The organism is Pseudoalteromonas sp. SANK 73390, from assembly GCF_054966645.1.
In genome coordinates this window covers 91,368-113,342 of the sequence record NZ_ARPN01000055.1, presented here as the reverse complement: position 1 = coordinate 113,342, position 21,975 = coordinate 91,368, and the positions used below count along the sequence as shown (strand labels likewise).

14 protein-coding genes, 1 other RNA gene and 1 pseudogene are annotated in these 21,975 nt (G+C 40.2%); 6 read left to right on the top strand and 10 right to left on the bottom strand.

Features of this window, described 5'->3' with window-relative positions:
• Nucleotides 1-117: 117 nt before the first annotated feature.
• From SANK73390_RS08155 to SANK73390_RS08145, 3 genes are all read right to left on the bottom strand, one after another.
• A complete protein-coding gene (locus SANK73390_RS08155; RefSeq protein ID WP_462765294.1) occupies nucleotides 118-1,776 on the bottom strand; it encodes an alkaline phosphatase in 1,659 nt (552 codons plus the stop codon).
• Between the two features lie 234 nt (nucleotides 1,777-2,010).
• Nucleotides 2,011-3,204: a cation:proton antiporter gene (locus SANK73390_RS08150; RefSeq protein WP_462765292.1), complete on the bottom strand. Its 1,194-nt coding sequence runs from the start codon at nucleotides 3,202-3,204 to the stop codon at nucleotides 2,011-2,013.
• Between the two features lie 268 nt (nucleotides 3,205-3,472).
• Nucleotides 3,473-4,849, bottom strand: coding sequence for a DEAD/DEAH box helicase (locus SANK73390_RS08145; protein ID WP_462765290.1), 1,377 nt, complete (start codon nucleotides 4,847-4,849; stop codon nucleotides 3,473-3,475).
• 318 nt (nucleotides 4,850-5,167) lie between these two features.
• On the opposite strand from SANK73390_RS08145, the gene SANK73390_RS08140 reads away from it, so the two are divergent.
• Complete coding sequence (locus SANK73390_RS08140) at nucleotides 5,168-7,714, top strand: Ig-like domain-containing protein (protein WP_462765288.1); 2,547 nt, start codon at nucleotides 5,168-5,170, stop codon at nucleotides 7,712-7,714.
• A gap of 359 nt (nucleotides 7,715-8,073) precedes the next feature.
• Here the strand turns inward: SANK73390_RS08140 and SANK73390_RS08135 are convergent, their stop codons facing one another.
• The 3 genes and pseudogenes from SANK73390_RS08135 to SANK73390_RS08125 all read right to left on the bottom strand — a co-directional run bounded on the left by SANK73390_RS08135 (nucleotide 8,074) and on the right by SANK73390_RS08125 (nucleotide 10,924).
• Nucleotides 8,074-9,546 (bottom strand): serine hydrolase, encoded by a 1,473-nt coding sequence (locus SANK73390_RS08135; protein ID WP_462765286.1) that lies wholly within the window; start codon nucleotides 9,544-9,546, stop codon nucleotides 8,074-8,076.
• A gap of 232 nt (nucleotides 9,547-9,778) precedes the next feature.
• Nucleotides 9,779-10,051 (bottom strand): annotated as a pseudogene (gene tnpA / locus SANK73390_RS08130) (IS66 family insertion sequence element accessory protein TnpA); the annotation flags it as partial.
• Nucleotides 10,052-10,240: 189 nt separating this feature from the next.
• Nucleotides 10,241-10,924 carry a hypothetical protein gene (locus SANK73390_RS08125; protein ID WP_462765284.1) on the bottom strand — a complete coding sequence of 228 codons (684 nt, stop codon included), beginning with the start codon at nucleotides 10,922-10,924 and terminating at the stop codon, nucleotides 10,241-10,243.
• Nucleotides 10,925-11,254: 330 nt separating this feature from the next.
• Here SANK73390_RS08125 and SANK73390_RS08120 point away from each other — a divergent pair, with 330 nt between their 5' ends.
• Nucleotides 11,255-15,316 (top strand): hybrid sensor histidine kinase/response regulator transcription factor, encoded by a 4,062-nt coding sequence (locus SANK73390_RS08120; RefSeq protein ID WP_462765282.1) that lies wholly within the window; start codon nucleotides 11,255-11,257, stop codon nucleotides 15,314-15,316.
• A 776-nt stretch (nucleotides 15,317-16,092) separates the two neighbouring features.
• Here the strand turns inward: SANK73390_RS08120 and rnpB are convergent.
• Nucleotides 16,093-16,453: RNase P RNA component class A (gene rnpB, locus SANK73390_RS08115), an RNA gene on the bottom strand.
• 40 nt (nucleotides 16,454-16,493) lie between these two features.
• Nucleotides 16,494-17,354: a 16S rRNA (cytidine(1402)-2'-O)-methyltransferase gene (rsmI, locus tag SANK73390_RS08110; protein ID WP_462765279.1), complete on the bottom strand. Its 861-nt coding sequence runs from the start codon at nucleotides 17,352-17,354 to the stop codon at nucleotides 16,494-16,496.
• A gap of 62 nt (nucleotides 17,355-17,416) precedes the next feature.
• Here rsmI and SANK73390_RS08105 point away from each other — a divergent pair, with 62 nt between their 5' ends.
• The 4 genes from SANK73390_RS08105 to SANK73390_RS08090 are packed head-to-tail and all read left to right on the top strand — an operon-like array spanning nucleotide 17,417 to nucleotide 20,835.
• Nucleotides 17,417-19,303 carry a penicillin-binding protein activator gene (locus SANK73390_RS08105; RefSeq protein WP_462765278.1) on the top strand — a complete coding sequence of 629 codons (1,887 nt, stop codon included), beginning with the start codon at nucleotides 17,417-17,419 and terminating at the stop codon, nucleotides 19,301-19,303.
• Nucleotides 19,304-19,314: 11 nt separating this feature from the next.
• Complete coding sequence (locus SANK73390_RS08100; RefSeq protein WP_462765276.1) at nucleotides 19,315-19,680, top strand: YraN family protein; 366 nt, start codon at nucleotides 19,315-19,317, stop codon at nucleotides 19,678-19,680.
• Nucleotide 19,681: 1 nt separating this feature from the next.
• On the top strand, nucleotides 19,682-20,269 hold the full coding sequence (locus SANK73390_RS08095; RefSeq protein WP_462765274.1) for an SIS domain-containing protein: 588 nt from the start codon (nucleotides 19,682-19,684) through the stop codon (nucleotides 20,267-20,269).
• The gene (locus SANK73390_RS08090; RefSeq protein ID WP_462765272.1) at nucleotides 20,269-20,835 is read left to right on the top strand and encodes a BON domain-containing protein; all 567 of its coding nucleotides are present in this window, start codon (nucleotides 20,269-20,271) and stop codon (nucleotides 20,833-20,835) included. The genes SANK73390_RS08095 and SANK73390_RS08090 overlap by 1 nt, the downstream gene beginning before the upstream one ends.
• Before the next feature lie 75 nt (nucleotides 20,836-20,910).
• Here SANK73390_RS08090 and SANK73390_RS08085 read toward each other — a convergent pair whose 3' ends face one another.
• Entirely contained in the window at nucleotides 20,911-21,327 is a 417-nt protein-coding gene (locus tag SANK73390_RS08085) for a ClpXP protease specificity-enhancing factor (RefSeq protein ID WP_462765270.1), read from the bottom strand.
• Nucleotides 21,327-21,953, bottom strand: coding sequence for a stringent starvation protein SspA (gene sspA, locus SANK73390_RS08080; protein WP_462765268.1), 627 nt, complete (start codon nucleotides 21,951-21,953; stop codon nucleotides 21,327-21,329). Before sspA ends, SANK73390_RS08085 begins: the two co-directional genes overlap by 1 nt.
• Between the last annotated feature and the right edge of the window lie 22 nt (nucleotides 21,954-21,975).

Here is a 21,975-nt window from a genome sequence, read left to right as displayed (position 1 = left end):
GCCGCAAAATGCGGCTGATTGCTAGAGTATAATTGCAAACATTAAACTCACTATTTTACTTTTTTTTGAGCCATACTTACTTCCGCTCAAGCACCTTTTTGAGTGCTGTTACCACCGCTATTCTTCAATAAGGCCAAGTGCAGCCATCATCTTATTAGAAATATCAACATGGTGCTGCATGGTTGAGAACTGTCTAGTTACGCCTTCAGGACCAAATGCATACACGGGTACTGGCGCGGCTGTGTGAGTACCGGTACCCCACACTACATTTTGCTGCGTTGCCAGCACTCGGCCTACTTTAGCAGTAAAGTCTTCAGTGTCATATACATAGAAATCAGAGAAATCATCAAACTGAGGTAATGGATAACCGCTGCTATTAACGTCTTGCGTCGCATTTACTTTTGCTGCTTGCTCATAAGTCACTGTATATGGTGTGTATTTCTCAATCGCTTCTTTCCACTGTTGGTCAGTTGCATTTGAGTAATCGTAATTACCATTTACTTCACCAATAACGTCATAGAAAGTCCCTTCTTGCGCGTAAAGGGTATCTAGTATCTCTAGGCCACCAAAGTTAAACTTAGGCTTATAGTCTTTACCATTCATACCATCGCCAGGTAATGTAACGGCTTCTGGCTTGTTATGGCTCGAATAACTAAAACCAAAACTTCCTGTTTCGTGGTCGGCTGTAACAACTACTAATGTGTCATCACGGTCTTTAACCCACGCATAAACAGCTTCTACAGCTTCGTCAAATTTCAGTAATTCATTAAGCATCCAACCGGCATCGTTTGCATGACCAGCCCAATCAATTTGACCACCTTCAATCATCAAGAAAAAGCCGTCTTCATCTTTAGATAATACGTCAAGTGCTTTAACTGTCATTTCTTTTAATGATGGTTGCGTACAGCTGTTGTCTGCTTTACAGGCTTTATATGCAATGCCATCAGCCATACCTGAGTTAGCGAACAAACCTAACAGCTTATCTGCATCGCTACTTTGCATTTGCGCATTATCAAAAGCCAACGCATAACCATGTTGTTCTTTAGCTTCAACAACTAAATTTCTATCATCACTGCGCTTTGATTTTTTATAAACACTTTCAGGCGCGCCTAAATCCGCCATCGCTTTTCTATCAGCTTCATCAGTTTTAATATCAGATGGCATAAATACTCGAGCACCACCTGATAACAATACGTCCACCATACCACTTTCAATTAATTGCTCTGCAATTTCAGGCTCATATGAACGGTGAGGTTGGTGTGCAGCAAAAGCCGCTGGTGTTGCGTGCGTAATACGTGTATCCGACACTAAACCTGTTGCTTTACCTGCTTTTTTGGCTTTTTCTAAAATCGTTTCAACAATATTACCTTGATCATCTAAGCCAATCATTTCAGAACCAGCAGCAATACCCGTCGCAAGCTGTGTTGCTGAACACGCTGAGTCCGTAACCAGCTTGCCATTAGCACCGTGTGGCGCATTCAATGACAACCCTAAGTGGCCATTATGAGCAAGTTTAGATAACGCTGTTTGATTACCACGACCATTATAAGTAGAGTTAGGCGCACGCGTTGCGTATTCTTCCAACAAACCCACTTGTTGTGGACCCATGCCATCGCCAATCATTAAGATCACATTTTTAACAGAAGTAACCGCCTTTGCAGGTACTTCTTTAATGACTTCAACTTCCTTAATAACTTCAACTGTTTTTGTGTCGGTGTCATTACATGCACTAAGTAAAACCGCCGATACGGCAACTGCCAGCAACTTTTTATTCATGGTAAATTTCCTGTAACGTAAGCACTCAGTTGCCAAAATCGCAACTGAATTAATTGCGGCACAGTTTAGGGACAGATCATGACTTTTTAATTGCAGTAAAATGACAGTTTGAGTGCTAGCTCTAAATTAAAAGCAGTTAGTAAATGTTTTTTATTTAATAATTTCAATCAAATAAAAATTAAATTGTGACATACCGACTATTTCAAATATCAGCATAAAGGCATTTTATTCCTTTTATCGCTTTTTTTTAGAAAAACGCAACACAATAGGCCGAGTGCTTATCCCATGTAAAAACACGCTGAGTAAAATAGTGTAGGCAGCAACATGGGCTATCAGTTCTGTGCCATCAATATTTGCCTGTAACAACATTAAAGTAAGTACCACAGAAGCCAAACCCTTTGGTCCAAACCATGCAAGTGTAAGCTTTTCATTCATACCGATATCAACAGGCATCAAGCTTAATAACACAGGAATTACGCGGATGACACTTACTGCCAGTAAAGCGTATAGCCAAGCATATAAATTGTTATCAAAGCTAAATGTCTGGCTCACAACAATGCCAAAAAGCACCCAAATCAGTAACGAGGCAAAATCAGCGATAAGTTCACTGTCTTCAATCAGCTGTTCTTTAAAGCTGTGCTGGTAAAACTTGTCAAAAAGTAAGCCACTCAAAAATACGGCAATAAAACCACTGCCATGGAGAATTTCAGTGAAAGAGAATATCGCAATAGCAATACCTGCAAATAAGAATGGACTCGAGTTTAAAGCAAATAAATGCCTTTTCTGAGCTGCTTTAATTGCAGCAATAGCTGCCCATGCTAATACCACCGCCACTAATAGTGCGATGCCCACTTCACGACCAAATAAGATTAATAACTCAAGTCCATTAGCTTTTGTTTGGCCTTTTATAACAGCCAATAAGAATACAAATATAGGAATACACAACCCATCATTGAGACCACTTTCTACATTGATCGCCTCTGTTAAATTCGCAGGAGCTTTTTTTTGCGTAATAAACCCTTTGCACAAAGCGGCATCTGTGGGACTAATGATTACTGCAAGTAATGCCGCATATAGCCAAGGCAAAGCAAGTAACCAGTAGGCTAATAAGGTACCTATTGCCATAGTCAAAGGCAGTGCTACTAGCAACATAAGAAGTGGTAATTTATAGGAGTGAAAAAGCACCCTTAAGCGCGTTTTTGCTGCATCACTAAATAGTACTATTGCAAGGGTTAACTCTATAATAGGTAATAATACTGTACTATCTTGAACCTGAAACTGCCAAGTCTCTGTAAACCACCAACCCAGCAGCCCCCCTAAAGACACAAACCAAATAGGACCCGTTAACTCGGCTCGGTTAAGCTGGCGCACACTGATTGAATAAACAAAAATGGCAACGCCAACGCAGGCTAATGCATAATCAGTCATGTTATTTCCTTATAGAGCAAAAAAACGCTGCTTAGCAAGGGTTTAATACCAATTGTATTAAATAAATGACCAGATATTGCAATAGATAAATGGCTTAGTAACCAAGCAAAAATTTCGCTATGTAGTTATTCTACATGGGTCATTTTTAACACGGTTAATAAGTCATTTAGCTCGCTAGAATAATCAATGTTTTAATAAAGTTGGTATAATTGAATACCTCAAGCATGAGATAAACGAGGCAATAACACAATGCCCTTTTAACACATAATTAAGTGTTTGTTGGCTTTGGCTTAAAGCGACGACGCTTAGGTTTAGCGTTGGTCGGATTATCAATTGCCGACTTTACCCGTTGTTGTTTACCTTTATTTGCACCATTTGGGTTTGCTTTTTTGGCCGCTGGATTTTGCTGACGTTTATTATGGTCAATGGCTTGATGATCTTTTTGAGGCTTTGGTTTTTTAGCCTTTTTAGGTTTGACTGGTCTCGTATCTAAGGCCTTTTCAGGCACAGGATTGTTTGGTTCAAACCCTGATTCTTGCGCACGAGGAATTAATGCCCCTATAAAACGTTCGATGCCATATAAATCTTCTGCATCATCCTGCGTTACAAATGACACCGCAACACCTTCACTACCAGCGCGACCGGTACGGCCAATTCGGTGTACATAATCTTCGTATATATTTGGCAAGTCATAGTTCACAACATAAGGTAGCTCAGCAATATCTAAACCTCGCGCAACAATATCGGTTGCAACCAATACTGAGATCTCACCTGTTTTAAAACCATTTAAAGCTTTTACACGTGCAGATTGCGACTTATTACCATGGATCGCAGCTGAGCTGATTTTGTCTCGCTCTAACTGCGTGACTAAGCGATTTGCACCATGTTTTGTACGACAAAATACCAATACCTGCTGCCATTTATTATTACGAATTAAATGGCTCAACAGCTTAGTTTTTTGCGCTTTCTCAATGCCGTATGCAAACTGAGTTACCGTTTTTGATGCCGTATTTTTAGGGGTAACCGAAATCTCTACCGGATCAAAAATTAAGCCTTTTGCTAAATCACGAATCGGGTCAGAGAACGTTGCTGAAAACAGTAAATTTTGGCGCTCTTTAGGCAGCACTTTAATGATCTTTTTAATATCATGAATAAAGCCCATATCGAGCATACGATCCGCTTCATCTAACACCAATGTACGCAGCTGGTTAAACTTCACTGCATTTTGGCTAAATAAATCTAACAAACGCCCCGGTGTGGCGATCAAAATGTCCACCCCTTTGCGTAATTGTATCATTTGCGGATTAATTTTAACGCCACCGTACACAACTGCTGAACGTAACCGTGTACCTTGACTGTAAGCCTCTACGTTTTCAGCAATTTGTAGTGCTAATTCACGTGTGGGGGCTAGTACTAAAGCAAGCGCCTGATTAGCTCGTGGACGCTCTTGGTGTAACAACTGTTCAATGATAGGTAACGTAAAAGCTGCCGTTTTACCGGTGCCTGTTTGCGCTGCCGCCATCACATCCTTACCGGATAAAACAGCAGGAATACCCTTAGCCTGAATAGGAGTGGGCGTGGTGTAACCTTTTTCACTGATACTTTGAACAATTGTGGGAGATAGCCCCAAATCAGAAAATGTCATTTAAACTCTCATGTGTTGGGGCTTATCGTCAACAGAAGATAGGATAACTACAGTGGCATAAGCCCGAATAAAGCACATTCTACTGTCATTTTATTCAGCCAACTGCACTTGCTAAATGCGCTGATGCACAGCTTATAAACAAGCAAGAGCACAAGTATAACAGATTGCTTACCTATCCCCTATTAACTGACAGTGATATCCACACTTTATACTCAAATTGTCATCACATATAACTAAATCACAATTGCTTAACATGTACCTAGGTTATATGCTGAAACTTGCCTTGTGCAAAAATAATACAATTGTAAAGGAACAAAAATGAATATTACCAAACGAATATTACTGCACCACACCCTGCTTGGGTTGTCTGTCTTGCCACTACAAGCGCTAGCTTATGACTGCCAAGGTCTTGCAACTTGGTCTAACGCCACGGTTTACACTAAAGGCGATTTAGTTCAACAGCAAAATACGGCATTTGAAGCACAGTGGTGGACACGCTCAGAGACACCAATTAATAATTCTGCTCCGTATTCAGTATGGAAAAGTTTAGGACAATGTGGCGGCAACCAACATCCCGTTATCTCTCTTACAAGTCCAGCCGATGGCTCTATTTTGCCCGCCAATGACAGCGCTGTTTTTAGTGCAACAGCTAATGATTCTGACGGCCAAGTGACTCAAGTAGAGTTCTTTGTAGATGCGCAATCTATTGGTATTGACCTAATCAGCCCTTATGAAGTGACTTGGCAAACTGTCGTAGGGCAATATCAAGTAAGTGCCATCGCAACTGATGATCAAGGTGCAACTAAACCCAGTGGTATTGCTAATATCACTGTACGCGACGGGGGGGGAAATATTCCACCCACTGTAGAGCTACTCTCCCCTGCCAATAATGCACAATACAAAACAGGCGAAACAGTAAAAATCAGTGCGGATGCACGCGACAGAGATGGCGAAATTAAGTCTGTGAGTTTTTGGCTTAATAGCACTTTATTGGCAACTGACACACTCTCTCCTTTTGAGTACGACTGGATTGCGAATGTTGGCAAACAACAACTTAAAGTGGTAGCAACTGACGATAAAGATGCAAGTGCAACTGCTATAGTTTCAATTGATGTTACTGAACCAAGCTCAGGTGGATGCGCTAATGTGCCTGCCTATCAAGCGGGTGGTAGTTATAACAATGGAGATATGGTTTCTCATAATAATTATAAGTATCAATGCGATATTGGTCCTTGGTGTAGCTCAAGCGCATTGTGGGCATATGAACCAGGAGTTGGTCAACACTGGCAAGAAGCCTGGACTGAGCAAGGTATTTGCGCGATTAAACCAGCGGTTACCTTTACCTCACCTGCACCTAACAGCACCTTACTTAAAGGCAATCAATATGATGTATCCGTCGATGCGACTGATGCAGATGGCCAAATAAACCAAGTTGATATTTACGCAGATCAAACTTTATTAGCCAGCCTAACGCAAGCCCCCTACACGGTTAGCTGGCAACCCCAGCAAGTTGGTACTGTGTCACTCAGAGCTACAGCCATTGACAATGAAGGCAACTCAGGTAGCTTCTCGCAAACGATCTCTGTCACAGATAAACCACTGGTCACCTCGATTACAGCACCAAGCGCTGGTACGCAGCTCACTTTAGGTAACTCAGTACAAATAGCAGCGAGTGCATCAGCTTTGATTGGTCAAGTAACGCAAGTGAGTTTTGCTGTTGATGGCGTAGTGATTGCAACTGATACTACAGTACCTTACTCAGTGCCTTATACACCAGCAAGCCTAGGTATGAAAACCATTATAGCAACAGCCAAAGACAACCTAGGCAATGAAGCCACCAGCGAAGGGGTGAGTGTTAAGGTCATAGACAAACCACTTGGCAAAACCCACAAACTGATTGGTTACTGGCATAACTTTGTTAATCCAGCTGGTTGCCCATTACCACTTAACCAGATCTCCGATGCATGGGATGTCATCGACATTGCCTTTGCAGATAACGATCGTAACTCTAATGGCACAGTGCACTTTAATTTGTTTGAAAGTGACATTCATTCAAATTGCCCAGCCGTAGACCCAGTACAGTTCAAACAAGATATGCAAAATTTACAGGCTCAAGGCAAAGTATTTGTACTAAGTTTAGGTGGCGCTGAGGGCACTATTACTCTGAACACCGACAGTGATGAAGCCAACTTTGTTGCGAGTTTAAGCGCAATTATCAATGAATGGGGTTTTGATGGTTTAGACATTGACTTGGAAAGCGGCTCAAATCTTGTTCATGGTTCGCAAATTCAAGCCCGCTTACCTAGAGCCTTAAAGCAAATTGAGCAAAATATGGGTGGTGATATGGTCTTAACCATGGCACCGGAGCACCCTTATGTGCATGGTGGTATGGTTGCCTACTCAGGTATTTGGGGCGCGTATATTCCTCTAATTGATGAACTACGTGACACCTTAGATTTACTGCATGTGCAGCTTTACAACAATGGTGGTTTGCCCAATCCTTATCTTTCAGGAAGTGCACCTGAAGGCTCCATCAACATGATGGTTGCTCATGCCAAAATGCTTATTGAAGGATTTGAACTTGCCAATGGCACCCAGTTTGCACCGCTACGCGATGACCAAGTTGCAATTGGTTTACCCTCAGGGCCACAGTCAGCAAACTCTGGTCAAGCACCCATAGGTAATATTACCGCAGCGCTGGATTGCTTAATTAAAGGTGTAAGTTGCTCTAGTGTGGTACCAAGTAAAACCTACCCCAACTTTGGCGGTGTAATGACGTGGTCTATCAATTGGGATAAGTATGATGGTTATAACTTCTCAAAGCCGATTGGAGAGAAACTAACCCAGTTAAACCAAGGTAACTAATCTTGTAACGTTGACTTGGCATCGATTGCCAAGTCAACTTTAAGTTATGAGCTATTGCTTTACTATCATTACCCGCCAAACATATAACTTTACAGCTTGAAACCCGCTTTATTTTAAAAACACATCAAAGACATGATAACCTACATCCTTGCATACTTTGTAAGCACTTGCCCAAACACATAAAGAAGCCAAGCAACCTCAACTCACTTTACAAACATTTAAAAAATCCATACATTCGCTATAGAACAACCTTCATCAGATAATACTGGCTTTTTCAACCGCCGAAGACTCCGCTTGAAGAAAATGCTTAAGCTATAAGGCTCATTATAAATATAATGAGCCTACTCGAACTGTAAAATCTATAGCTGCTTTCTCAGCGCCGTTATTTTATCTTTTGCATATTGGCTTTTGGGACTAATTGCCAAGATACGTTCATAGTACTTTAGCGCCAGCGGATATTTTTTAGTCACTTCATATGCTTCGGCTAGGCTGCTGAGATAATAGGTTTGCTCATTATTCATTGTAAGCGCAAATTCAAATACAGTAATACCTTCTTGTACCTTGCCTCTTTCTACTAACTGATTCCCCCACTCAGTAAGTATTTCTAGGTCATACATCACACCAGTTTCAGATTGTGCCTGAGCAAACGTTGCAGGAAAATTATCAAAACCTTGTTCATCAGTTAATTTTTCTAAGTAATTCATCGGATGATACGATTTTTGCTTAATTTCATCATTAAAGTTCGCAATATAATGTGCAGCAATATCATCGACAAATTCAATAGGCAATGCACCCATTAAATTGGTGAGTATCGCAATTGAGACATTATCTTCAGGGTAAGTAATGAGTGTTGTCGCATTAGCGCCACTGGCACTAACCGCCGGGTGATATTTGCGCTGAATAACTTGCCAGCCCATGGCATAACCATTTTCGCGGTTATTAAAACCTTCAGTACGACCATTATTTAACTTAACAGGAGTCCATAGTAAATCTTGGTTTCTAACTAGTTTTCCTTGCTCTAAAGACACCATATAGTTTGCCAGTTCTGTGGCTGTTGAGCTCATCCCTGCAGCGGTTCTGAGCATATACGGAAACTCGCCATAGAAATTTTTATATTTCCTTTCACCTAAATGTAAATACTGACGAGCTTGATTGGGCACCATTAACTCTAAATAATCAAACCCTGCTTGCGCAGTTTGTTTCATTCCCAAAGGATTGAGCTGCATGTTAGTTATATAAGTAGCAAAGCCTTCTGGCACATACTTATCTATGATCTTGCCTAAAATTACATAGCCAGTTTGGTTATAGCGAAAGCGCGAATTAGGCGTAAACTGAAAAGGTTTTTTTTGCACCTCCCTCCACGAAGCCTGTGCATCTTTTAACACGATAGTTTCCAGCATATGGTTTGATGCAAGGATATTAGGTAAGCCCGAGCTGCTGCCCATCAATTGATTTATTTTCAAAGATTTCCAGCTACTAGGTAAATCGGCTAAGTGCTTGCCAATTTCATCATCAATAGCTAAATACCCTTGCTCAGCTAGCTGCACAATAGCCACCCCCGTAAAAGCTTTAGTCATCGAATTAATTGGGAATAGCGTTTTACTCACTACCGGTACAGCGTGTTGTAGGTCAGCAAAACCATAATTGCCTTGCTTCACCAGCTTGCCATTTTTGACAACTGCCAATTGAAGACCAGGGATATGCCTCTCTTTCATCTTAGCTTTGACTAACTGATCAATCGCATCAGCCTTAACTGCTAATGAAGCCAAGGCCAAACACACCTGTGTACTAACCCAAAAAGTAGCCAATAATGAAATGTTTCTTTTACGCATAATAATCCTTTTCTCATTATTATTGTTTGAGAGATAGTAACTTCAATTTCAAGTATCATATCAAAAGTTAAAGTTATTAATTTTCAATTAATGAAAAAATATGTAAATGAGAGATAGGTAAGATAATGGTGAAAGAAATACATCAGTGGTTAACTTCACACATTAATGATGAAATATGTAATATTCACTTAGCTGAATAAGCAATTTATTTAGAGCGATTTATAGTAAGCGTCTAGCTAACGACATCTATTAGCTTGTGGCTTTGATAAGATGCTTGCGTTGTAGAGGGGATGCTCACTTTTGCTTTACCAATGGTAAGGAGCATAGGCGGTTGTTGCTCAATGATGTCAATTTGTTGAGTCACTTTTTGCGTGAACAAAGTTACCTGCTGCTCCATTAAGTTTACTTCGAGCCGCATAAAAGTTGTTTTTGATAAAGCATATTGGTGGCAAAACTCAGTAATAGTTAAACCACTTGCTTGTTGCTGTTCGATGATGTTACGCCACTGCTCATGGCTATCTCCTAATTGAAATTAGGAAATAGCTTAACATTTTAATGAGTCACTGGCAGGTGCGCTTTACTTGACGCTTACGTTCAAAACAATCCATTTGGCCTATACTAATAACCTTGAAAAGCAAAATTACGCTTTAAGTAATGCACACTAGAGCAATCTTTCGATGTTCTCTCTACTAAATTAGCAAATTTCTGTACCACACATTCTAGGTTTGTTTACAAACAACGTAATTGTTTTAGATATCTGGTCCGTGTGACCATCGTTGTCTGTTACTTTACCCGTCACGTGAAAAGAGTCACCCGAATTACCATATAAACTCAATGAATCTCCGGATTGCTTAACACCATTCACCCAAAGCTCTGCTTTCACTATGTGACCATCGCTATCAACTCCATGGGCTTTAACCCACGCTTCTGTTGTTCCCTCATCACGAATAACTCTAACACCTGCTGTTGGTGTATATTCACACTGTTGCTCCATAACAGGCTCCGCATGAGAAAATGGCACTTTTGCTCGGCATGAAATGCCCGTTCGATACGTGTACTCTGTTAAGAAAAACGTATTCGATGAAATCGTCGTCATTCCACTTATCGTGGTCCACTCTTTCGTTGTTTCTGGCACATCACGACCCAAGAGCTCAGAATAAGAATGACGCTGCAACTTTCTATTACTGTCATACCTCGTATAATTATGTGTCGCAGTACACGTTGCATAACCTGCGTAAATGTTTTGATCTGCAACTTTGACATTTTTACAGTTTACGGGGTCATTTCCCGCACTGGCTCCTACTGACAACAGTAAACACTGCGAAGCTATCCCGAATAAAACACCATACTTAGTTACTGCTTTCACTTTATTTGTCATCTTTACTTCTCTTATATTGATCAAACACATAATTATTACTTAACACATCAACCTCATCCCATCGCAATAATGAACTGCTCTAATTATTGCAAATAAGAACTTCAGGTTTCAGAACTGTTACCCATGTTAAATAAATTCTTGCAAACCAATTACAAAAATTGAGACAATAAGTTGCAATATCGGGACTAAATAAAAATAACCTTTATTTTCAAAAAGATAGAGCGTTTACTTTTATGCATCACCCACAAACAGCAAGCGCGAAAGCTTCATTTAACTAAGTACAAGTTATTCAACCACACATCAGTTTGACTAATTGACAAGGCAAGGATTATGAAATTAAAGCATTTAATTTTACTATTACTAAGCTGTGCTATACATCCTTTACAATTAGCAGCGTCTGAACTCAGTAGTCATTTTAAACTATCAGCCCCTCTGGTCCATAAGATATCTCCTAATAACAACCTTGCTCTTGGCAATATAAGAGCCATCGAGCAAGATAGCTTTGGCTTTATTTGGCTCACCTCAGCAGCTGGTCTGTTTAGATATGATGGAGACATGTTTTCAAAGCACACCTTAGCAAATGATCCTGACGTATTTGATATCGAGGTTTATGGCAATGCACTATGGATATCAACGCTAGAACACGGATTATATAAACTTGACTTAGTGACCCATCACACAAAAATATTTACACAAAGCACAATAGATCAAACGAAGCGTTTACCATCGAACTCTTTAGCACAACTTTCTATCACGCAAGGCGCACTATGGGTTGCAACATCAAAAGGTGTCACACAAGTTGATCTCAACACAGATTCAATCACTAGCAACCCTTTGCTAAACAAAAATCTACCAAAAGGACTGAATACTAAAGAAGTTCTGATGGATAAAAAAAATCGGCTTTGGATAGCCACTTTTGGGTCTGGTTTATATATGTGGGACTCTAGTAATAACCGCTTACATCATTACTTGGACTCCACTAAAGCTATAAGTCAAATAAATAGCGCAAATATCACCCACCTCACCGAAGATCACAGTGGAAAAATCTGGATCGGTACGTTTAATGGCGTCCAATTTTTTGATGAAACAGCGAACAGGTTTATAGATGCAAAGGGCATAGATAACAAGTCTATCAGCAGTTTAGATGTTGACAAAAAAGGGGATATTTGGGTTGGTACTTGGGAGCAAAAGTTATATAAAATTGCCGAAGGTTCACATTCAGCAGCACTCATAAAGCCTATGCTTTCTGCCCAAAATATTATTGAACACCTACAAATCTTCAATACCTTTGAGGACCAACATGGTACTTTATGGTTCGCGTCTAATAATACTATTTATCTGCAAAGCGCTTCAACAAAGTCATTTACACACCTACATAACACAAATGACAAACCCTGCTATATCAGGGGCACGAAACAACGTTTAGGCGATATTTATTGGTTTAGCTGTAATAACCAACTGCTAACAACCAACATTGATTTGACGATGACACCCAAGGTGTCCTTCACAGGGCACAATGAAATATCAAAAGTACATGTCGATAGTCAAGACAATGTTTGGCTTTCTTTTTTTAGAGGTGATGACTTAATCAAGTACAACCCAACTAACAATACGCACACTCACTTTAAGCCTAATACAGATAATGGTTTACTCGGTGGCGTTATTCTTGGTGTTGCCACAGATCGAGATGGGGCATTATGGGTTGGTACCTATGCAGCCCATATTCCACAAAAAAGCGGGCAGCTCCTTAAATTTAACCCAGCGACTAACACATTTGACCCACAAATAGCTGATATCAATGTGATCAGTGTCTCACCAATGCGTGATGGCAACCTAATATTAGGGACACCCGATGGTATTTTTAACTACACTCCCAAAACTGAACAACTGACACGTATTGACCCTACAAATAATGTTTCAGGGATTGGCAGGATTAACTCACATTTCACAGACAGCAATGATGATGTTTGGTTTAGTATCTTTGAAGTTGGCCTTTTAAAATATACACATAAAACGCGTAAGTTATCGTTTCCTAAACTCCCAAACCATATAAAAAACAAAGAGTTTCAGAGTATCACAGAAGATGATAATAATAATTTATGGTTTAGCTCTGAAAGTAGCCTTATACGATATTCAAAAACACAAAATATAGCCCAAATATTGAGTGCTAAAGATGGCTTAAATGTTGAGGCGTTTATGATGGTACCGTCACTGTTGACACATGATAACCAACTTCTGTATACCGCGGTTAACCGTATTGTAAAAGTTAATCTGATTACTTTGCAGGCAGAGCATTCAAAGGCGCCAACCGTGCTAACCGCCTTAAAAATAAAGAACAAAACAGTGCCATTAATCAGCGAGGATCCCCAATCACCGTTGCAAAAAGCTATACATGATGTGAAACATATTACCTTGTCGCACAAGGACTATTTTTTCTCACTATCATTTACAAATTTGAACTTCAAAGGTGAAGAGTTGATATATGCCTACAGATTAACAGGGTTAGACGATGACTGGGTCTATACAACCTCTGCCAACAAAGTAGCAACTTATACAACTCTGCCTGAGGGACAATACTCTTTTCAGGTGAAGGCGCTAAACAGACAGGGCGAAATTATTAATATGAGTAAACCTTTATCAATCACAATCACCCCTCCTTACTGGAAAACATGGCAAGCTTATACTGTTTATGCACTGTTAGTCTTAGCTGCAATTTTTTGCTTTGTTCATCTGCGTGTCCGAGTTTTAAAAGCCAGAACTCAAGACTTAGAAGCAGGTATACGCTCGCGCACTGCCGAACTTGAAGAGCGTAATGCCACTATCGAGTCGCTACTCAATACAAAAAAGCAACTATTTGCCAATGTATCTCATGAATTTAGAACACCATTAACCTTGATCCTTGGCCCTGTAGACAAACTACTAGACACAGATAAAGACCCACAGACTTTGTCGCAACTTTCGCTCATCAAACACAGCGCACAACGGTTACTATCTATGGTAGAGCAACTACTTGAACTTGCAAAAATTGATTCCCCATTAGCTGCGATGAAGCATAACTACCAAATCAACCAAACTATATATTCTATCATTGCCTCTTTTAATCCCGTGCTAGAAGAGAAATCACAAACACTCATTTTTAGACCCTCACTTGATGTAGAAATTGAGCTTATTCATGACTCTTTCGAAAAAATCTTGATTAATTTAGTTTCAAATGCGACTAAATATACACCTTCAGACGGTAAGATTAAAATTGATACTCTAATTGATAACGCTCATTTACATATAATCATTGCTGATACAGGTATAGGTATTGATCAGCAAGATCAAGCTGCTATTTTCGAGCCTTTTATTAGAGCCAGTAATAACCAAACTGAATATGAAGTCGGAACCGGTATAGGTTTAGCTGTAGTAAAAGAGTTAGTACAAGCAAATGGTGGTACTATTTCAATTGAAAGCCAAACAGGTGAAGGGTCAACTTTTACCTTAAAATTTCCATATAGTAATATTGTCAATATCTCACACAATACTTCTACCTTTAAAGCACCATACTCATTAGATGTTAGTTCTAAACAGTTCAACTTTGCTTGTGAACAAAAAAATGATGCCGATACAAAAATCAATAGCGAGCGTAAGATTGTATTAATTATTGATGATAACAAAGATATGCTAGCTTACCTTGATAGCTTACTTTGTAGTGAATTTAATTGTGTATTAGCTGGAGGTGGACAACAAGGATTAAGCTTGGCTGAAAAAATAATACCTGATTTAATTATATGTGATGTCATGATGCCTGATATAGACGGCTATACAACCGTTGAGCAGCTTAGGGACAATGAACTCACCTGTCATATTCCTATTATCTTGCTCACAGCCAAAGGTGATGTTGAAAGTCGAATTAAAGGGTGGAAAAGAAACGTGGATGATTACATTGCTAAACCCTTCCACTACCAAGAGTTAAATATCAGGCTAAAACGTTTACTGGCAATACGTGACACAATAAAACAAAAATTATCTAAAACCTTAATTAACATATCTCTACCTGTTAGCGAAGATCTTGCTTACATCAACCCAAGAGATAAACAATTTATGAATAAATTTAAGCAAATAGTCGAGCAGAATTACCAAAGCGTAGATTTTAACCGTAGCCTTGCAGCTAGTTTGATGGCAGTAAGCGAGCGGCAATTAAACAGAAAACTTTCAGCACTACTTGACAATAATTTTTCTGAATATTTACGGATATATCGATTACAAAAAGCACTAACTTTACTTGGAAAAGGTTATCAAGTTCAGCAACTATCAGAGACTGTAGGGTTCACCTCCGTGACCTACTTTAGCCAGTGCTTTAAAAGAGAATATGGCAAAACAGTTAAACGATATGAGCAAGATATTTAAAACTCAAAAGAATAGATCGTAGAGGTAAGTAACGGTGACTCCAATTTAGCACGAAAGTAAATGCAAAAGGCTTGCAGAACACAGTTAAGGGTCACCGTCACTAAGCTATGACAAAGCTGCTTGTTAGCATCAAAATATGTCATAGCTCAAACCTGACAGCCCCTACTGTGCCACCTTAAAGGTGACCTAACACTACTGATAGTTAAAATAACTGATATTACTATAATCTATTAATAATAAAGTAATCATAACTCAATCACTCGTTATTTTCCGCCTATTTATATACTCATAATAGCGCCTCATAAAATCGTATATTACATATTCTTGCTGCCGACCATATGCTATAAACAAAAAATGAAAATAATCATAATTAAACCAGGACGCCGTATAAGCCTTTGAGAACATCTTCAACACTTTTGGTAGTCACATAAATGAAGACTTCAGTATGTATTTTGTCTTTTTTATGACCCAACTCTTAGGGCTGTATAAAAAAGAAAAGTCAAAGTGACTTTATCGTATGGTATGCCGATAAAAAGCTTACTTTAAGTGGATATGTAATTCACGGGGAAGTAGACAAAACTGTTTGAAACAATACCACCAAATAAGTAAAGTTATTAACATTAATATGTCAGTATTTTTTTGAAAAATATCATAGTTGAGTTTAGCGTTTTGAAATTGAAAGCCTTATTTCAATGGGTACATGGATTTGCAATTTGATAAAGAATAATTTTAGTGTACCGCTTGATCTACATAAGCAAATCAAGCGGTTACTAAAATTAATGAGACAGCCTATAAGCCGGGTTCTGTACTCTTGCGAGCGATAATCATTCGTCTAGGCCTAGGATCACTCCTAGGCTCAAGCAACCTACCCGGTTCCGATGTGGGCCACACCTTAAGGAACCCTATTTGGTCTTGCTCCAGGTGGAGTTTACCTTGCAACCAACTGTTACCAGTGGTCCGGTGCGCTCTTACCGCACCCTTTCACCCTTACCAACTCGAAAGTTGGCGGTCTTCTCTCTGCTGCACTTGTCGTGGGCTTTCGCCCCCCAGCCGTTAGCTGGCACCCTGCCCTATGGAGCCCGGACTTTCCTCCCCCTGATCATTTTCGTCACAGGCAGCGATTATCCAGCTGACTCGGCGCGGATTATACGGTAAGTAAGCACAAAGCTCACGCTTTTTACGCGTCTTTTTCAGCAATTGCCGCCTTATACAGTGCATTTTTCTTCAAATCGAAGTATTCGGCCACCACGCCGCAGGCTTTTTTAAGTGGCATTTCTGATTCTAACAACGCCAGCATACGTTTTGCTTCTGCGGGGATCTCTTGTTGCTGTTTAGCCTTACCCTGCAGCATAAGTACTAACTCACCGCGCTGCTTTTGCGGATCTTGTGTTAAAAACTCAATAAGTTGCTCAACACTACCACTAAAAAACGTTTCATAGGTTTTTGTAAGCTCTTTTGCAAAAACGACTTGCTGCTGAGCACCAAGCGCAGCTTGCAGGTCATTAAGGCTTGCCATAATGCGGTGCGTGCTCTCATACATAATGCTGGTAATGCCGCTTTCAAAGGCCTCGATAAAAAACTGTTGTCTCGCGTGGCTTTTTGCTGGCGTAAAGCCTATAAATTGAAAACGGTCGGTTGGCAAACCCGAACAGCTCAGTGCGGTGATGGCAGCACACGCACCTGGCACAGGGGTAACATGAGCCCCTTGCTCTCGGCACAGGTTAACAACCGCATAACCCGGGTCGCTAATAAGTGGTGTACCAGCGTCTGAGACCAAAGCGATATCCAAACCTTCATTTAACCAATCAATTACTTGCTGGGCTTTTTGCTTTTCATTGTGATCATGTAAAGCGAACGTCTTTGCTTTAATATTAAAGTGACTCAACAACTTTCCTGTATGGCGAGTATCTTCAGCCGCAATTAAGTCAACACTCGATAAAGTAGCCAGTGCGCGCTCGCTGATGTCGGCAAGATTGCCAATTGGCGTGGCTACCACATAAAGGGTACCTATTTTATCTGTGTTCTGTGCTTTTATCATTGAGCTCTCCCAGTTCAGTCAGTAAGATAGCCCTTAGAAAATAAATCAATTAGGGCGTTGTTGTGCGACTGAAAATAATTAGTCTTGTAATCGCTATATTGTCGGGGTTATCAGCCTGTAGTACAACTGAAAAAGTACCTACAGAGAGTGCCAAGCCAAAAAATCAGCAAACAAAGGATGCATTAGACACGTCTAATGCACTAGCCTTATTTGAAAAAGCCAAGACTAAGCAGGGTGTAAACAGAATTCAGCTACTGTATTTAGCGCGAGATGCTGCCATTAGCAATCAGCAATGGCGCGTATTAGAGCAAGTAAGTCTCGCACTTGAAAGTAAAATGAGTGTCGATCACGTACAAAATAGGCTATATATTGCCCTTGCTCGCAAACAGCAAGGTCGCTCAAGTGCCGCGTTAGCAATTTTAAGAAATCTTGAACAACAACTCTCGTTACCAGAGCACCAAGCATGGCACCAATATTTAATTGGTAGCATTTATGCATCTGAAGGGTTACCTAATCAAGCTTTGCACTATTTTTTTAATGCTGCAAACCTAAGCGCACAAAATAGCCTTACTATTTCTGGGCTTAATGATGAGCTATGGCAGGCTTTACAACAACTTTCATCTTTCGCGTTAGAAAAACTCAACTCAGGCTCTGTTATTCAGCAAGGCTGGATTAAACTTGCGAAGTATCAACTCGTTTATCTTGGAACGGGTGTGCAACTACATCAAGCACTTAATAACTGGCAGCGCCGTTTTGTCAACCACCCAGCCAGTTACTTATTGCCAGAGGAAGTATCAACTGCCGTTAGCTTAGTGCCATATAACGCACAACGACTCGCTATTTTATTGCCACAATCAGGCAATAGCGAACGCTTTGGCCGAGCGCTCAAAAATGGCTTTTTGGCCGCGCTCGATAAGCAAAATATCACAGAGGTATTTTTTATTGATGAAACACAAAGTATTGAAGAAATTGAGCAAGCTTTAGCTCTGAACCAAGTCGACTTTGTTATCGGCCCTCTGTTAAAAAGTAATATTGATAAGCTTGCAAGTAGCAATATTGTTACTGCGTTACCCACTATTTATCTAAATACCCCCAGCCAACTAACCCATATGGCACAGCATTATTACTTTGCACTCAACCCAGAACATGAAGTTGAGCAAGCATTAGTACACTTTTTATCCAAAGAGTACCAAAAACCTATGCTGCTTGCCCCTGACAATAGCTCAGGTCACCGTCTGATTAACCATTTTCAACAGCAATGGGAGAGGTTCAGCGAAGCCAAACCTGAGGTTGGGCTTTACACTGATAGTAAAAATATGGCCAAGGTCGTAGCTGATTTACTAGAAGTGGATGAGTCAAAACAACGAATTAAATCAATAAAGTCTTTGTTTAGAGAAGAGGTTCAAAGTGAAACTCGCTCTCGAGGCGATATTGATGTGGTTTATATTTTAGGTGATGCGACAGAAACTCGATTACTAAAACCCTATTTGGACGTTAATGTAAGCACCTTTGCTGAACGTATACCTTTATATGCTACTTCAAGAAGTTATAGCCGTAGAATTGATAGCACTGATAAAGGCGACTTAGAAGGCCTATACTTTACAGAGCAACCATGGATGCTGCCTGATGCGGTACAACAAAATGGGCTAAGAAAACAATATCTTGAGTTATGGCCTGAGCAAGCAGACATTGAACAACGCCTATTTGCTATGGCATACGACTCAATTAGATTGATACCACATATCAAGCAACTGGCACATATCCCAGGTAAAGAGTTTAGTGGCTTAACAGGTCAACTCAGTATAAAACGTGATAATACCCTAACGCGCAGGTTAAGTTGGGCTCAATATCGAAAGAACAAAATCCGTATAGTCAGACTCGATGAAACACCTCCGGCGCCGCTATTTATGCGCCAAACTCAGATGGAAGACGTACAAACACTTAATTAGGCAGGACGCCCATGTTTAAAGGACTATTCAAAAGTAGCAAAGATAAAGGTAATCACTACGAACAGCTAGCTAAAGCTTATTTAATCAATCAAGGGCTTGTTTTTATACAAAACAATTACTATTGCCCATTTGGAGAAATTGATTTAATTATGCAAGATGACAATATCTGGGTCTTTGTTGAAGTAAAATATCGACAATCGAAGCATTTTGGTGGTGCAATATCAGCCCTAAGTCATACCAAACAACAAAGACTTAGACGTAGTATTTATCACTACTTGAGCGCACAACAGTTGCATAATACACCATTGCGCGTAGACTTTGTCGCAATTGAGGGCCAAAACCCTCCTAATATACAATGGATTAAAAACGTTTTTTAGTATGCAAGAATCTATTAAGAGTATTTTTACAGAAAGTATTCAAGCACAAATTGCTGCAGGTGAAGTGCTGCCCGATGCGCTGGAGTCAGCCGCTTTGACGATTGTGCAAGGTTTAATAAATGGTAATAAATTACTATGTTGTGGTGTAAATAGCTGCCATATGCTAGCTGAGCATATGGCAGGGTTATTAGTTAACTTTTATGAAACTGAACGCCCTTGTTTGCCCGCTATCGCACTGACTCAGGCCTCAGTACAACTAGGTAACCAAGCAACTGTAGATGATACTGACCGTTTTGCACGGCAAGTAAGAGCATTCGCGCAACAAGGTGATTTGCTATTAGTTATTGCTGTAAATGGCAATGAAAAAGACATCGTAAGTGCCACAGAAGCTGCATTGACTAAAGACATGAAAGTATTAGCACTTGTTGGCGATGATGGTGGCGAGCTAACTGGCCTATTAGGACCTAATGATGTAGAGATACGAGTGCCAAGTAAGCGCCCAAGCCGTATCGTTGAATCGCATTTATTCATTACTCATTGCCTAAGCCAATTAATTGATGACGTCTTATTTCCCCAAGGAGAGCAATAATGCTAATTAGACCTGTTGCGGTACTTCTAGGTGCATTGCTACTACAAGGCTGTGCAGCAGCGGTTGTTGCAGGCACTGCTGGTGCAATCTCAGCTGCTGACGACCGCCGAACAATTGGCTCTCAGCTTGATGATAACAATATCGAAATCAAAGGAATGATAGCAATTCGCAATATCGAGCGCTTAGCTGATCATGCAAATATCAGCCTAATTAGTGTTAATGGCATTGCATTAATGGTTGGCCAAGTTGCCAATGTTGAAATGAAGCAACAAGCGCAAAATGCATTAAAAAACATTCCTGCAATTCGCCAAATACATAATCAGCTGCGCATCATCAGTAACATTGGTGTTGCAACGCAAACCCATGATGTTTGGCTTACTTCTAAAGTAAAAACCAAGCTATTGGCAGCCGATGATGTAAGTGGCAACAACATCAAAGTAGTTACGGAAAATGGTGAAGTATTCTTGATGGGATTAGTAAGCCAAGCTGAAGCTAATAGAGCCGTAGATATAGCGAGGCATGTTAACGGTGTGACTCGTGTAGTTAAAGCATTTGAATATTTATAATATACTCAAAATTCGACATAAAAAAACCTGCTTAAAGCAGGTTTTTACTAATCAAGATAAGCAATAAGTAAAAGGTTATTTGATCACTCTTAAATGTGATCCTTTTTTCTTCTCTGGCTCGCTTTTTTCTGATTCTGCTGTAACTGGCGGCTCTGGCGTTTCTTCCACTTGCTCTTCAGAAAACTCTTCTTGCGTGAATACAGTACCTTCACCATTTTCACGTGCATAGATTGCCAGTACTGCAGCGATAGGCACATACACCTGCATAGGTTGACCACCAAAGCGTGCATTAAAGCTCAATTGGTGATTGTCTATAGCAAATTGAGTCACAGCTGAAGGGCTGATATTCAACACAATCTGCCCATCTTGTACAAACTGCGTAGGCACTTGAACAGCTGGATATTCAGCGTTCACAACGAGATGAGGTGTACACTCATTGTCAACTATCCAATCAAAAAAGGCTCTCAGTAAATATGGGCGATTAGGTGTCATTATGCTCTGATCTCACGTTCTGCTTCTGTTAATGAGGCTTGGAATGAGTCACGTTCAAATAAACGCAGCATATAGTCTTTAAGCTCTTTTGCGCCTGTACCATTAAGCTCAATGCCTAATTGTGGTAAACGCCAAAGCAATGGTGCTAAATAACAATCCACTAAGCTAAACTCCTCACTCATAAAGTAAGGTGCTTCAGTAAAAATAGCTGCAACAGCAAGTAATGCTTCAGTTAATTCTTTACGCGCTTGCGCTTCTTCTGCACCACCTTCAGCAATTTTAGCTGCTAGGCTGTACCAATCAGTTTCAATGCGATGCATCATTAAACGGCTACGGCCACGCATTACAGGGTAGACAGGCATTAAAGGTGGATGTGGGAAACGCTCGTCAAGGTACTCCATGATGATATCCGCTTGGTATAAACCTAATTCACGGTCGATCAAAGTAGGAACAGTACCATAAGGGTTTATCTCATGTAGAGCCTCTGGCAGATTATCCTTTTCTGCTAGGTGAATATCAACACTTACCCCTTTCTCAGCCAATACAATACGTACTTGATGGCTATACATGCAGTTTGCACCAGAGAAAAGAGTCATTACAGGGCGCTTATTGGCAGCAACGGCCATGCCTACCTCCATTAATAATTAC

Coding starts and splice junctions, on each gene's coding strand:
- SANK73390_RS08135 (WP_462765286.1), bottom strand. CDS start 9,546: ATGCGTAAAAGAAACATTTCATTATTGGCTACTTTTTGGGTTAGTACA.
- SANK73390_RS08085 (WP_462765270.1), bottom strand. CDS start 21,327: ATGACACCTAATCGCCCATATTTACTGAGAGCCTTTTTTGATTGGATA.
- SANK73390_RS08125 (WP_462765284.1), bottom strand. CDS start 10,924: ATGACAAATAAAGTGAAAGCAGTAACTAAGTATGGTGTTTTATTCGGG.
- SANK73390_RS08150 (WP_462765292.1), bottom strand. CDS start 3,204: ATGACTGATTATGCATTAGCCTGCGTTGGCGTTGCCATTTTTGTTTAT.
- SANK73390_RS08100 (WP_462765276.1), top strand. CDS start 19,315: ATGTTTAAAGGACTATTCAAAAGTAGCAAAGATAAAGGTAATCACTAC.
- SANK73390_RS08095 (WP_462765274.1), top strand. CDS start 19,682: ATGCAAGAATCTATTAAGAGTATTTTTACAGAAAGTATTCAAGCACAA.
- SANK73390_RS08140 (WP_462765288.1), top strand. CDS start 5,168: ATGAATATTACCAAACGAATATTACTGCACCACACCCTGCTTGGGTTG.
- rsmI (WP_462765279.1), bottom strand. CDS start 17,354: ATGATAAAAGCACAGAACACAGATAAAATAGGTACCCTTTATGTGGTA.
- sspA (WP_462765268.1), bottom strand. CDS start 21,953: ATGGCCGTTGCTGCCAATAAGCGCCCTGTAATGACTCTTTTCTCTGGT.
- SANK73390_RS08155 (WP_462765294.1), bottom strand. CDS start 1,776: ATGAATAAAAAGTTGCTGGCAGTTGCCGTATCGGCGGTTTTACTTAGT.
- SANK73390_RS08145 (WP_462765290.1), bottom strand. CDS start 4,849: ATGACATTTTCTGATTTGGGGCTATCTCCCACAATTGTTCAAAGTATC.
- SANK73390_RS08090 (WP_462765272.1), top strand. CDS start 20,269: ATGCTAATTAGACCTGTTGCGGTACTTCTAGGTGCATTGCTACTACAA.
- SANK73390_RS08120 (WP_462765282.1), top strand. CDS start 11,255: ATGAAATTAAAGCATTTAATTTTACTATTACTAAGCTGTGCTATACAT.